General features: G+C 47.1%; 11 protein-coding genes. 2 read left to right on the top strand and 9 right to left on the bottom strand.

Features of this window, described 5'->3' with window-relative positions; all coding sequences use genetic code 11:
• Nucleotides 1–47 precede the first annotated feature (47 nt).
• The 4 genes from AC58QD_RS17500 to AC58QD_RS17485 form a co-directional block, all read right to left on the bottom strand.
• Entirely contained in the window at nucleotides 48–1,154 is a 1,107-nt protein-coding gene (locus AC58QD_RS17500) for an ABC transporter ATP-binding protein (protein WP_497335524.1), read from the bottom strand.
• Nucleotides 1,155–1,210: 56 nt separating this feature from the next.
• On the bottom strand, nucleotides 1,211–2,044 hold the full coding sequence (locus AC58QD_RS17495; RefSeq protein WP_497335522.1) for a carbohydrate ABC transporter permease: 834 nt from the start codon (nucleotides 2,042–2,044) through the stop codon (nucleotides 1,211–1,213).
• A gap of 13 nt (nucleotides 2,045–2,057) precedes the next feature.
• Nucleotides 2,058–2,975 (bottom strand): carbohydrate ABC transporter permease, encoded by a 918-nt coding sequence (locus tag AC58QD_RS17490; RefSeq protein WP_497335520.1) that lies wholly within the window; start codon nucleotides 2,973–2,975, stop codon nucleotides 2,058–2,060.
• A 360-nt stretch (nucleotides 2,976–3,335) separates the two neighbouring features.
• On the bottom strand, nucleotides 3,336–4,715 hold the full coding sequence (locus AC58QD_RS17485; protein ID WP_497335518.1) for an ABC transporter substrate-binding protein: 1,380 nt from the start codon (nucleotides 4,713–4,715) through the stop codon (nucleotides 3,336–3,338).
• 307 nt (nucleotides 4,716–5,022) lie between these two features.
• On the opposite strand from AC58QD_RS17485, the gene AC58QD_RS17480 reads away from it, so the two are divergent.
• Together AC58QD_RS17480 and murQ are read left to right on the top strand one after the other, a co-directional pair.
• On the top strand, nucleotides 5,023–5,976 hold the full coding sequence (locus AC58QD_RS17480) for an N-acetylglucosamine kinase (protein ID WP_497335516.1): 954 nt from the start codon (nucleotides 5,023–5,025) through the stop codon (nucleotides 5,974–5,976).
• Between the two features lies 1 nt (nucleotide 5,977).
• Entirely contained in the window at nucleotides 5,978–6,880 is a 903-nt protein-coding gene (murQ, locus tag AC58QD_RS17475; protein ID WP_497335514.1) for an N-acetylmuramic acid 6-phosphate etherase, read from the top strand.
• Nucleotides 6,881–7,024: 144 nt separating this feature from the next.
• Here the strand turns inward: murQ and AC58QD_RS17470 are convergent, their stop codons facing one another.
• The 5 genes from AC58QD_RS17470 to AC58QD_RS17450 all read right to left on the bottom strand — a co-directional run bounded on the left by AC58QD_RS17470 (nucleotide 7,025) and on the right by AC58QD_RS17450 (nucleotide 13,124).
• Nucleotides 7,025–8,269, bottom strand: a complete 1,245-nt coding sequence (locus tag AC58QD_RS17470) for a Gfo/Idh/MocA family protein (RefSeq protein WP_497335512.1) — start codon at nucleotides 8,267–8,269, stop codon at nucleotides 7,025–7,027.
• A gap of 129 nt (nucleotides 8,270–8,398) precedes the next feature.
• Nucleotides 8,399–9,385 (bottom strand): alpha/beta hydrolase family protein, encoded by a 987-nt coding sequence (locus AC58QD_RS17465; protein ID WP_497335510.1) that lies wholly within the window; start codon nucleotides 9,383–9,385, stop codon nucleotides 8,399–8,401.
• A 17-nt stretch (nucleotides 9,386–9,402) separates the two neighbouring features.
• Nucleotides 9,403–10,362, bottom strand: coding sequence for a D-2-hydroxyacid dehydrogenase (locus AC58QD_RS17460; RefSeq protein ID WP_497335508.1), 960 nt, complete (start codon nucleotides 10,360–10,362; stop codon nucleotides 9,403–9,405).
• A 194-nt stretch (nucleotides 10,363–10,556) separates the two neighbouring features.
• Nucleotides 10,557–12,215, bottom strand: a complete 1,659-nt coding sequence (locus AC58QD_RS17455; protein ID WP_497335878.1) for a glycoside hydrolase domain-containing protein — start codon at nucleotides 12,213–12,215, stop codon at nucleotides 10,557–10,559.
• Between the two features lie 117 nt (nucleotides 12,216–12,332).
• On the bottom strand, nucleotides 12,333–13,124 hold the full coding sequence (locus AC58QD_RS17450) for an alpha/beta hydrolase (protein WP_497335506.1): 792 nt from the start codon (nucleotides 13,122–13,124) through the stop codon (nucleotides 12,333–12,335).
• Nucleotides 13,125–13,266: the final 142 nt, after the last annotated feature.

The raw sequence follows: 13,266 nt of genomic DNA, 5'->3' as shown, positions 1-13,266 counted from the left end.
CTCGGTGAACTCTGCCTTCATTGACATGCCTTTACGTTAAGCTACTTTTAATAAGAAATCCGATCTTCCGTAGATGGATCAAAGAACACTAACCGATTCCGATCGATTACGAACGTCTTCATTTGACCAAGGCGAGCTTCTGTCTCTGGATTAACACGAGCCGTCACCATGCGGTTGCCAATACGGAAATAAATCAGGTTCTCTGCCCCAAGGTTCTCAATGACTTGAACCTGTGCGCTCAAAGTGTGCTCCTTGGAAACCGTATGTGCGAAATCCTCGCCATAAATGTGCTCCGGACGAATACCCATCACTACTTCTTTTCCTTCATAGGCTTGCAAGCCTGCTGCCATTTCAGCCGTAAGCTGGAAAGAAGCTCCTTCAACAACTACCTTGCCGCCCTCGATCCTGGCATCGATAAAGTTCATCGCAGGTGAACCAATGAATCCAGCGACAAACATATTATTAGGTCGATTGTATAGTTCGGTCGGAGAGGCAATTTGCTGGATGGTCCCTTTGTTCATTACAACGATCCGCTCACCCAGAGTCATAGCTTCCACTTGGTCATGCGTTACGTAGATGATCGTTGCGCCAAGCCGCTTATGCAGCTCTGCAAGCTCAACACGCATTTGGATACGCAGCTTTGCATCCAGGTTAGATAACGGCTCATCGAATAAGAATACTTGCGGATCACGTACAATGGCACGACCTACGGCAACACGCTGACGTTGACCTCCGGACAGCTCGCGAGGCTTGCGATCCAACATATCCTGAAGCCCCAGAATATTGGCAGCATTATTCACCTTGGCTTCAATCTCTTCTTTGGGACGTTTCAAGTTCTTGAGCCCGAAGGACAAGTTTTCCTTGATCGTCATATGCGGGTACAAAGCATAATCCTGGAACACCATCGCGATATCGCGATCCTTCGGATGCATATCGTTGACGATGCGGTCGCCGATTATGATATCTCCGCTTGACTGCTGCTCCAAGCCAGCCATCATACGCAAGGATGTGGACTTCCCGCAGCCTGAAGGTCCAACGAATACTACAAATTCTTTATCGTTAATAACGAAGTCAGAGCCTGTCACTGCAGTAAAGTTTCCTCTTTTAGGATCCACATACTCTTTGACAACGTTTTTGAATTCGACTCTTGCCATTTAAGACCCTCCTTAAACATTTGTTTCTCGTCACTTTGTGGATTTGGGAATTGGTATTATCCTTTTACAGCGCCAATGGTGATCCCTTGCAGGAAGTACTTCTGCAGCGAAAAGAACAGAATAAACATCGGCAGGGCGCCAATCGTAGCACCAGCCATGATCGCTCCATAGTCCGTTGATTCGGCAAAGCGGAAACTGGCTAATCCTACCTGAATCGTCCTCATGTCGTTACTGCTCGTAACGAGCAGGGGCCAGAAGAAATCGTTCCAGTTGGCCACAAAGGTGAAGATCGCAAGTACGGCTAGACCCGGCTTGGCCAAAGGCATAATAATTTTCCAGAAAATTCCGAACTCGCTGCAGGCGTCGATACGCGCAGCGTGAATCAACGAGGTTGGCAAGGAGGACATATATTGCTTCATTAAGAAGATGTTCCCCACGCTAGCGATACCCGGCAACAAGATGGCCGTATAGGTATTTCCTAGATCAAAGACATTAATCATCAATACGTATAGCGGAATTAGCGTAACTTGAGCAGGAATCATCATCGTACTAAGGAGCACCCAGAAGATGGAGTTGCGTCCTGGAAATTTCAATTTAGCAAAAGCATAACCAGCCAGTGAAGCAAAGAAAACGTTAGTCACTGTCAAGATGGAAGATACAAGCAAGGAGTTGAATAACCAACGCAAAGCCATTGTTTTGCCGAAGAATCGTTCATACGGCTCGAGCGACCATATCTCTGGCCACCATTGCGGTTGGAATGAAGCAGAAGCTTTGGAATCCTGAAAGGAACCGATGATCATCCAATAGAGCGGAACGATGGAGATCAGTACCCAGAGGAGCAGCACCGCTACGGCAACACCTATAAAAAAGATTTTGGATTTGGATTGCAACGTACACACCACCCTAATATTCGATATCGGAGGAGAAGAACTTAAATTGGATGACGGATACAATAATAATCATGGCCGCCAAAATAAATGATTGTGCAGATGCTAGTCCGAAGTCCGAGAACTGGAATGCAGTCTGATAGATCAAATATGCGATTGTGGTCGTAGCGAAGTTCGGTCCGCCTTGTGTCATCAGGTAAACACTAATAAACACTTGGAAGGACGTGATAACTCCGGTAACAGCCAAATACAATGTGGTCGGTTTAAGCAGAGGCCAAGTGATCTTGCTGAATTTGGCCCAACCGCTGGCGTGGTCAATATCCGCCGCCTCATACAAAGACTTCGGGATACCGCCCATTGCCGCCAAATACAAGATAATCCCGGCTCCATGCGCGCCTAAGTAACTCATCAGCATCAGCGAGAAAAGCGCCGTGCTCGATGATCCTAACCATACCTGAGCGTCCACTCCAAAGATACCAATCACCTTGTTCATCAGGCCAGCAGGAGTTGGATCGAAGATGGCTAACCAAACAACCGATATGGTTACCCCCGAAGCAACAGCAGGCAAATAAAGCGATGCTTTGAAAAAAGTTTGCCACGAATTTTTCATCTGAAAAATGAAAAAGGCTAACACAAATGTGATGATGATGTTAACGGGAACCGTACCGATCGTAAACAAGACTGTATTTTTGATAGATTTCCAGAACACATCGTCATTGATCATATAGGCGTAGTTGTCCAGGCCAATCCATTTGGATTTCAATACGTTATACTTCTGAAAGCTCATAATAAAAGCAGAGATAACAGGGTAGAGCGTAAATACCACAAATAATAATACAGGAATCGAAATAAACAAATATGCGGAGCCATACTCTTTCCAGAAACGGGTAAAGGAAGAAGCGGCCGGTTTGGATGCAGTTACACGATTGTCCACCAAAGGTTCCTCCATTCTCGCAGGCATAAACGGTTTTCGCCGTCCACGCGGGACGGCACCGTTAAGCGTTCAAACCAAATACTGATGTGCTAGCATACCACAGACGATCACTTCTCGAAAAAAGAGAGCCCCTATATGTGAGATCAGTCAGGGCTCAATTTTCCATTAAACTTATAGCTATATTACCACAAAGCGTGGGGGGTATTAATCCAAATTCTTCGAAGAGTTACCCGCAAACCCGGGGTCCCCGAAAAGTAATAGGAATAATCTACAACGCTTTGCTTAAGAACCCGGGGTCCCCAAAAAGTAATCGGTATTTGCCACAAAGCTCTACTTCACTTTTTGGGGTGAATTGGGGGTTTATTTTAGCATTTGTGTTCCTTTGGATTTGAAGTCTTCAGCCGCTTGCTCAGGAGTTTTCTCACCAGCAAGAAGCGCTTGGAAAGTCGGTTTAACTACTTGCTCACGGAACTGCTTCAACTTAGCTGCTTTATCAAGATCGATTGCAAGCGATACGTTCGGTGATGCATTGTTACGCATATTTGTTGCAGCTACAACGTTCTCCGGCTTAGCAAGACCTTTACCTTCGAACAATTTCGCTTGGGACTTACGAACGAATGGCAATGCCAACTCATTAGCGGAGTTACCGCCTTTAGCGCCTGTTAATGCTTCCATTACCAAGAATGAATTTTTAGCATGCTGTGCGCCCTTATCGCTCTTTTGACGGAACATAATGTAGCCTTCGCCGTTTCCAGATGTTTTACCATAACCAGTAATGGAATCGCCGTGAGGAACTGGAAGTTGAACGTACTCAATCTTCTCGCCTTTTACTTTACCAGCGTCGATATCTTTATTACGGTTAGCAATCATAACATCGTAGTAAGGGATTGCTTTACTGATAATAGCAGCTGTTCCTGCATAGAACATTTCTGAACGTGCTGCCGGAGCAAGCGCTGCTGTTTCTTTTGGCATATAACCTTCTTTGCGAAGAGTGTCGATGAACTTCATGGTGTCAAGAATTTTGGCATCATTCCAAACGAAGTTACCTTTCTCATCAACAGCGTCAACCAAACCGTTCGCACGGCTCAACATATCGATGAAATCAGTCGATGTTCCATCTGTTACGATTGCATATTGTTGCTTGCCGTCTGGAAGCTTCTTGTTAAGCTTCTTAGCAGCGTCCAGGAATTCGGACCAAGACCAACCTTTTTCTTGAATTTTCTTATAGTCGATTCCAGCTTCAGTCAGGATGCGTTTGTTACCGCCCCAACCCCAAAGGGATTGATAGATCGGCAATCCATACTGCTTACCGCCCATTTGCATCGTTTCCAATGTTCCTGGTTGGAAATCTTCTTTAATTTGAGGAGTCAAGTGAGTATCCAGCGGAAGCGTTAATCCAGTGTTCACATAAGCACCGCTCAACGCCCCGAAATACAAATCAGGCGGATCTCCAGCATTCAGAGCAACGTCGAATTTCTTAGGACCTTCAGCCCAGGAAAGAACTTCATACTCAACCTTAATATGCGGGTATTGCTTATTGAAATCAGCGACCAAATCTTTAATGTCATTCTCATAAGTACCATGTACCGGGTAGGTCCATACTTTAACAGTATCAGGCGTCGTATCCACTTTTGTAGTGTCCCCGCCAGCTTGTGGTGTTTCTTCTTTCTTGCCGCAAGCCGCAGTAACAGCGACAAGCACTAAGACCATGAATAGCGCTAGCCATTTGTTCATCTTCATTCCTGTTTTCCCCCTATAAGTAGATTGGTTCAATACGTATGATTTCAGTTTGCATGGAAAATCAATAAGTTATTCGCAGTTTAGGAAATACTACGTTCAACAACCGTTCATTACCACGCAGCATGAAAACATGATAGCAATTCCGCTGAAAAATGAAAACTGAGTGGGACCGCTTTCACATAGTTATTATAACGCCACTGAAATATTATTTCAACATATTTTTATTTTTTGTAAATTTTATTTTACAAGACTTTGAGATTCACTTATACTCATATTAGAACCTCTATGTCAAGGAACAGGTGATGAAATGAAGCAGTTATTTGTTGGAATCGATGGCGGCGGTACGAAGACCGAAGCGGTTGTAATGGATGCCGACTGCAGGATCGTGCTCCGGCTAACCGGCGAATCGACCAATCCCCATGCCGTAACATTTCCTAAAGCTCTTCAGAACCTCGGTAATCTGCTTGACGCTATTCGATTCAATCCGGGTACATCTGAGTGGCAATCGATGGCAATTGGCTTGTCCGGCGTAAGTACCGAAGCAGAGCAAGCGACCGTTCACCGCTATCTGGAGCAATATAAGCAGGAACGCGGACTAAGATTCCAATGTTCGTTGCTGAACGATGCGCAGATCGCGCTCATGGCCACCCTTCAGCGAGAAGAAGGAATCATCGCCATATCTGGAACAGGCTCCATTATATATGGATTGACTCCAACTGCAGAGCAGTATCGCACTGGAGGCTGGGGGCATTTATTAGGAGATGAAGGCAGCGGGTACGATATTGGGGTACGAGCTCTAAAGGCAGTCATGCGCAGCTACGACGGCATAGCTCCTCCGACCCTCATGACATCATTAATTGAAGACAGCTATGGCTTTACCTCGATTACAGAGCTCAAACCTTTTATTTATCGGGACGCTATCCATAAGAGCGACATTGCGAAATTCGCAGAGATCGTAATAAGAGCAAGCGGTCAAGATGACTCAGCCGCTCTAACTATTATACAGCAAGCCGCTGGTGAAATGGCGAATGCTGCGATTACACTCATTGGTAAAAACGATTGGTTCAAGTCTTGTGATCTTGTCATGACAGGCTCTATATTCGCTCATAGTGAATTATTTAATCAAACTTTTCGTAATGCGATACGAGCGGCGTTTGCGGAAATAAAGTTTCATACCGCTTCCCATTCACCCGCTTATGGAGCCGCGCTTCTAGCGCTTAAACATAATATTGAGCCATTAATAGTAAAGGAGTCTGATTGACATGAGCAACTTGTTAAACGAACTTATAACGGAACAGGTCAATCCGAGAACCCGCAACATTGACTGTTTGTCCACTGAAGAAATTGTATGCCTTATTAATGACGAAGATCGGCTAATTGCCGATAAAATCAAGGAGCTTACTCCTGTCATAGCAAAAGCCGTGGATTGTATCCTCCGCTCCTTCCGCAGCGGCGGTCGCCTTCTGTACATTGGAGCAGGTACGAGTGGACGTTTAGGTATTCTGGATGCCAGTGAGTGTCCGCCTACTTACGGAACAGACCCTTCTATGGTGCAAGGGATTATCGCGGGCGGTGATCGTGCGATCAAAGATCCGGTAGAAGGTGCTGAAGACAGTCCGTCAACAGGTGCAGACGATATAGATCACCTTCAAGTCGGAGAGAATGATACAGTCGTTGGTATTGCTGCAAGCGGACGCACCCCTTACGTATTGGGCGCCATGAAGCGCGCTCGAGAGCTTGGTGCGACTGTCATCGGTCTATGCAACAATCACGATACACCTATGCGTGAATACTCCGATCTTGTTATTGAAGCCGTTGTTGGACCGGAGGTCGTATTGGGCTCTACACGTATGAAAGCTGGGACCGCACAGAAGCTTATTCTTAATATGTTGACCACAAGCGCAATGATCCGTATGGGTAAAGTGTACGATAATCTGATGGTCGACCTCAACCCGTCGAACGGCAAGCTCGTCCACCGCGCCAAACGTATAATCGGTTTAGCGACCAATGCTACTGACGCGGCCATCGAGCAAGCGTATGAGCAAGCAGACGGCCATGTGAAGACAGCGATCGTTATGCTGCTCGCTGATGTGGACCGTGCTAAAGCAGATCAACTGCTGGAGCAGACTGACGGCTTCGTGCGCGAGGCAGTGAAGCTGAAGTAATTCTGCAACTGGTTATCTGGCGAATCACTGCCTAATTAGCCAATATAGACATTATTATCCCTCAAACAAAAAGCAGGAGCCTAATCAGGCATCCTGCTTTTTTTCTGTTGGGTAGCTATATATCCGATGGTACTCTTGTTGCTGCTAACCCTTGAACAGCTCTTCATGAATCGCATCTAACGAATAGCAGCTTACAGGACCTGCTTCACGGCTGATCCATTTGCCTTTGGTGAAGTCGGGGATAGCGACCGGCGCACTGCCTAGTGCAACAGAATCCTCCGACAATACTGTTATCGCCATCCATACCGCCGTATCGTACACATCAATCGGCGTCTGAGTCTGGTTCATGACGCTCTCTGCAAATGCGCGGAGTACCAAGTAATCCATCCCGCCATGTCCGCCGCGTACACCTTCATCCAGGTACTGCTTCCAGATTGGGTGCTCATATTGCTCACGGTATTCATCGAATGACTCCCACTGATGCTCTGGACTTCTGCCCTCGATATGGATCGAGTTCTTATCCTCCATCCATATGCCCTTGGTCCCTTGCACTCTCCCCGCTCTCGAATATGGACGCGGGAGGGTCGTATCGTGAATAATATGAATCGTTTCGCCGCCGGCGCATTTGATCATCGTTGTCACGATATCGCCTTGGGCGAAGTTGATCTTGGCGAGCGGATCGGTCTCTCCGAACTTCTCAGTCGCCCAGTGCTGGATTCCGCGAGCTTTGGATGACATGGACGTTAAGGTTAACAATCGGTTGCCTCTGTTAATATCTAATACCTTGGAGATTGGACCGAGTCCATGGATCGGATACAGCTCACCGTTACGGTTCAAATAATTGCGGTAGCGGTTATGTTTTCTCTGCTCACCCAACGCTACTTCATCGCGCAGATCATGCTCATACCCGCATTGACAATGAATCAATTCGCCCAGCAGTCCTTGCTTCACCATATTCAGCACGGCAAGCTCTTCACGGCCATAACAGCAATTCTCGAGAAGCATGCAAGGCATACCCGTCTGCTCCGAGGTTCTGACCAGCTCCCAGCATTCTTCCAAGGATGCTGCTCCTCCCACTTCGATACCAGCATACTTGCCTGCCTTCATTGCCGCAATGGCAATCTCTGCATGAGTTACCCATGTGGTAGCAATAATAACACCTTGAAGATCCTCACGAGCTAGCAGCTTCTTGTAGTCGGTATAACCGTCTGCTAGAGTTCGTCCTGATTTCTGTACGATTTCAAGTCCGAGCTCAAGCCTTTCCTCGTATTGATCGCATATTGCCGTAATCTCCACATCTTCCATCGCAAGCAAGCACTCAAGCAGACCTCTGCCGCGTCCACCCAATCCGATGACGCCTAATTTGGCTACAGCATTCGTTTTCCCCATCGCTCCCAATCTCCCTTGGCCGCAAATATTAAAATCATGCACTTCTGATGACGTTACAAATCACACACAATCAATCATATACGAAATCATACGATCAATCAATGCTCAAAAACAAACAAATTTTCCCCTCTAAGGTCGCAAACGTTCTATCATATAAGAGCAGACATAGCTGTTAATCCGGGTATGTTTCTCGTCAATATGCGCTTCATTGAAGTGCAAGGGAACATCGCAGAATGTCATGTGGTCCGCTCCTTTTATGCTTACAATCTGCAGCTTCCGTCCTGACACACGCTTCAATTGCTCAACCCCTGAAAGGAACGGTTCTAGGATAGCAGGTGACATTACCCCTTCAAGCTGTTCAAAGGTTGTCTTTTCCTGACGCACAACGAGGAAAGGTGTCTGCAGCGCACCCTCTTCCTCCAAACACATTAAATGAAAGCTTGGATCCAGCATTACGCCGGCCTGGATGCGTTGGTCTCTTCTAGCCGCCTCGAGCACCGCCGCTCCGCCTAGCGAATGTCCGATTAAACCAATGGATTGCAAATCAAATATTCCTCGCAGCACAGGATCATTGTCGTGTAGCAGCTGCAGACTATCCAATACATATAAAAGATCTTTTGCTCTAGTCTCCTTCAGTCCGTACCAGCCTTCGAAATCCGCACTTTCCAAGCTGCCCACTTGCTCCGATTGCTTGACAGCGGTCCCGTCCGGAAACACCGTAATGATAGATTCATAGGTTGACCCCAACGCAACTACAACAAAGCCGCTCTCTACTAAATGCTGAATGTTGTAGGAATACATGTCCCTCACAACACCGAATGCAGGAGAGTACAGGATAACCGGTCTGGCGCTCCCGTTATAAGGCTCCTCATTCCGGAGTATACGAGTGCCAAGTTGTTGCAAATGCTGCGAATCCACACCCATGTCACTAAGCATAGTAAGCACAGTCTTTTCAGCAGGAGCAAACAGGTCCAAATATTTCTTCGTCCCCCCATTGCCAGAAACATTGTTGATGGGATAATACACGCTCACTGCAATGCTTCGATTCACATTCCGCGAATAGGGATCCGGCCTGCTCTCATCTTCAAACATGCGGACCGCTTGTCCAATTGCCATACTTATTCAACCTCGCTTCAATATTGCTTTTCCAGATTCACAAGGTTCCTCGAAGGTGTTCTTCCTTGAACGTAATCCTGCAGATTACGAAGCACAATCTCCATCGCCCGCTCATGATAATTTACCGTTGAACCGGAATTATGCGGGGTCATGATGACATTGTCCATTTGCCACAAAGGACTATATTCCTCCAATGGCTCCTTTTCGAACACATCGAGTCCTGCGCCGGCAATTCCTTTATTCTTAATCGCTTCTATTAGTGCACTCGTATCCGTCGTGCCGCCTCTTCCGATATTGATATAATAGGCCGAAGCTTTCATGGCCTGAAATTGTTCAGCTCCCATCAGATGTTGCGTATCTTTGGTCAAAGGCAGCGTATTGATTACATAATCACTGTGAGCAAGCATTCCGTGCAAGCCCTGACGATCGAACATTTGATCTACAAAAGGAGATGGCTGACCGGATTGACGGAAACCAAGTACCTTCATTCCAAAAGCTTTGGCAAGCCTTGCCGTTTCTTCGCCTATGGCTCCAATCCCTAATATTCCTATCGTTGCTCCGTGAATTTCACCTAACTCACCAACATTGACCCATTTTCCTTGAGCTTGATTAAGGGTCGTATGATGCATTTTTCTTGCAAAAGACAGCATCATGGCGAATATCGTTTCGGAGATTGGGAAGGCATGAACCCCGCTTGCATTCGTCAGCATAACACCATGCTGGATAAACTTCTCGAGCGGAATTCGATCGACGCCAGCTCCCCAAGCCTGCACCCAGCGGAGCTTACTCCCTGGTTGAAAGCACTCCTCCAGAACGGACTTTCCCCATCCGATCACAATCTCGGCCTCTCGAAGACGGGGCTTCAGCACTTCCTTATCGGTGCCATGCACGATCTCCCAATCGGGCGCTATCTGAGCGATCCGTTCTACATCCTGCGCAGCCAATGATTGCAGACATACGATTAGTTGTTTAGACATTGTGCGTCAGCTCCTTCAGCTTGTTTATACACTCAGTATATACCAGATTGGCTAGTTGTTGGGGATGGATGACTCACAGCTCTCAAAGAGCCGCTCTGCTCGGTTCCAAACGGAATATCCGCGTTAGAGCAGTGACAAGCACCGTTCCCTGTTTATGTTGAACAAAAAGAAGCGCCATCCGGCGCTTCTGCGAATTATGAAGGTTGCTCTGCAATTAATTTATTGATCTGATCCCGCTTAGCGAGCAACCACTGCGGGTCTTGCGGATATACATTGAAGGTGATCGGTTTGTCTAATCCCTCTTCTAGCAGCCCGAGCACCCGCTCGCGGCCTATAAGAGCTTCTAGCTTCTGAAGGGCGCGCAAATCCTGCAACGCCTCGAAGAACACTTCAAGTCGCAGCGATTCAATTGGACCGTCTGGACCCGGGTACACCACGAATGGATCTCCTGCCGGGAAAGCATGCCCTGCATCCGTAACACGGTAAGGATCGATTGGATAGCGAGAATATTGCGAGTAATAGAAATTATAGCCCCAGTGCAGGAACCCGGCGATGTTGAATTTGTAGAGCTGCAGCCCTAAGATTCGATTGCGAGCTGATGGCATACAGATGAACCGATTGGACACTTCCTGATATTGAGAGCAGCAATAGTACGTCCATAAGTTCTCCACCTCGTTCTCCAGGAAGGGTTCGATGTGGTTATTGGCCGGGATCGGCCGCTTTACCAATCCGCGCTCGTAGAAATCATATGCAGATAAGGCGTCCATCATCGGGAATTCGCCAATGAATTGGCGCAGCCAGTTACTTGCACTCTCATAGGACTCCAGATGCTGCGTAGAGGGCTCATCTGATACGTGGAAATAACTGCGCTGCTCTAATCCATGCTCCCGAATGAAGCTCACTAGCTGTGGCAGGAATTGAGCCAGGAAGCTCTTATAGTCGTCTCCTGTTGCATCCGTCTCCCAACCGAAGATTTTCTCAGTTGTACCGCTAGCCGTCTGAGTTACGATCTTAGGGGCGTGTTTGGCTCCCCATTGCGTGAAGAGATGAGAGAATTCGAAATATTCGACCCCGAGCTCATTACACATGTCTACCCAGCGCTTCAACCGATCGAAGCCGAAGCTATACTTCCCCGGGCCGTCTACCCTCACATCGATTAATTGCACGGTGGGACGCTCTCCCCCAATCTTCGTATCCAGAGGAGGAGTGAACAGAGGAGTCAGAATCATATTGATTCCGTGGGCTACTGCCGTCTTGATGAAAGAGCTTATCAACTCCCAATGACGTTCGCTGAACACTTCCACGCCATAATAAGTCGCCAAACAATCCGTATGGAACCATTCAGTATGGATTAATTGCTGCGCAGGCAGCGAAGCGCCAATAACGGTCAGCTCAAATGTGTTCTCACCTAAAGCTTGTCCTTCATTCGACTCGAATTGTATGGTAATGGGGTACGTACCAGGCTTAACGCTTCCATCCAACGAAACCGTTACCCATAAGGATCGCCATTGCCCTGGAACCAAAGAGATTCCTTCATTATCAGTCACAGGAAAAAGCGGATCCGGGTACAATCCAGGTGTTGTACGTAGTACATTGTCATCATGATTAGCATAGATAGGCATCTCGCACACAACTAATCCGACGGTACGGATGGAGACGACAGAGCTAAGAGCAGACACAACCTTAGCGCGTGCATGCTTCAGCAATTGATTGGAGCGATAAGCAATTTGGAACGAGAAGGTTTCATTTGCGAGAGCCGAGCCACGCAGGACGGGTTGGTCGCGTAATTCTTCGTCAGCGAATACTTTTGCAAGCGAGCTGAGACAGCAGGTTTCTAATGGATGAAGAACAATAGACAAGGAAGTTGCCTCCTTCAAAGTTCAAATTATGTTCATCATAACACAACCAAATGCTCCTATCCATACACATTCGAAACGAAACGTAATAAAAACGAAAGTAAATGAATCGAATTAATCACCTTGTTGGACAATGTAGTCTTCAAGCTGTCCCAGCGCCTTTAATTGTAACGGGTTCGAGATACCATAGAAGAACCCGTGGTCAGCACCCTCGCAAAAAATAACTTTCGATTCCGAACCTGCCTCGCGAATTTGATCACTCATTCTCTGTACCAGATCATGCGGAAAATACTTCTCATTCTCCACGTTGAAGAACAGGAAGTTCGGGCAGCCATTATGCACATAGTAATCCGGAGAAGCTTTCTGGAAATCACTACTTTTATCCTCGTATCTAGCACCGATTACTTTCTCTATACTTTCACGGATCGTCTCGTTCATATCGGGCCATTCCACAAGCGTCCCAGGTCCGTTAATTGATACGCAAGCATCTGGTTTACGCCATGCACCAGTCAATTTAACCTCTGCTTCTACCTGATCCGGCCGCATAAGAGCAAGCAATGAACCTAAGTGAGCACCCGCGGAGCTGCCGATTACGATCACTTTGTTATATCGAACCTGCTTGTCCGCAAGCAAACGAATAAACCGATCATAGCCTTCCATGATGTCCACAAGCTGATCGGTCCACTTTGCATTAGGCGCAAGTCTATATCCCACGCTCGCACACCAGTAGCCTTGGCCAGAGAAGTGCTCCAAATGATGGTGGAACGAGTCTCGGCTCCCTGCAGACCATCCTCCTCCATGAACGTAGAAAAGAACTGTCGACTTGGCCTCTATCGACGGCTCGGCGACATCGAGCGCTCTTTTTAACTGTAGGGGATGATCGAGATATACGGTACATAAATTCATATTACAACCTCCTCAATTTTCGTTTGTGTTCACTTACTTCTATAGGCAGGTCGGAATATCCTGTTCTATGAATCTAGAATAGTACACAAAAACCCATTGTTGACCTCCACGGCAGCTAGCATGAACCGCTGCTTGAGAGCAA

The organism is Paenibacillus sp. J2R1T-4 (assembly GCF_059692235.1).
The sequence above is the reverse complement of the archived record's forward strand: the minus strand, read 5'-3'. Positions and strand labels throughout refer to the sequence as shown.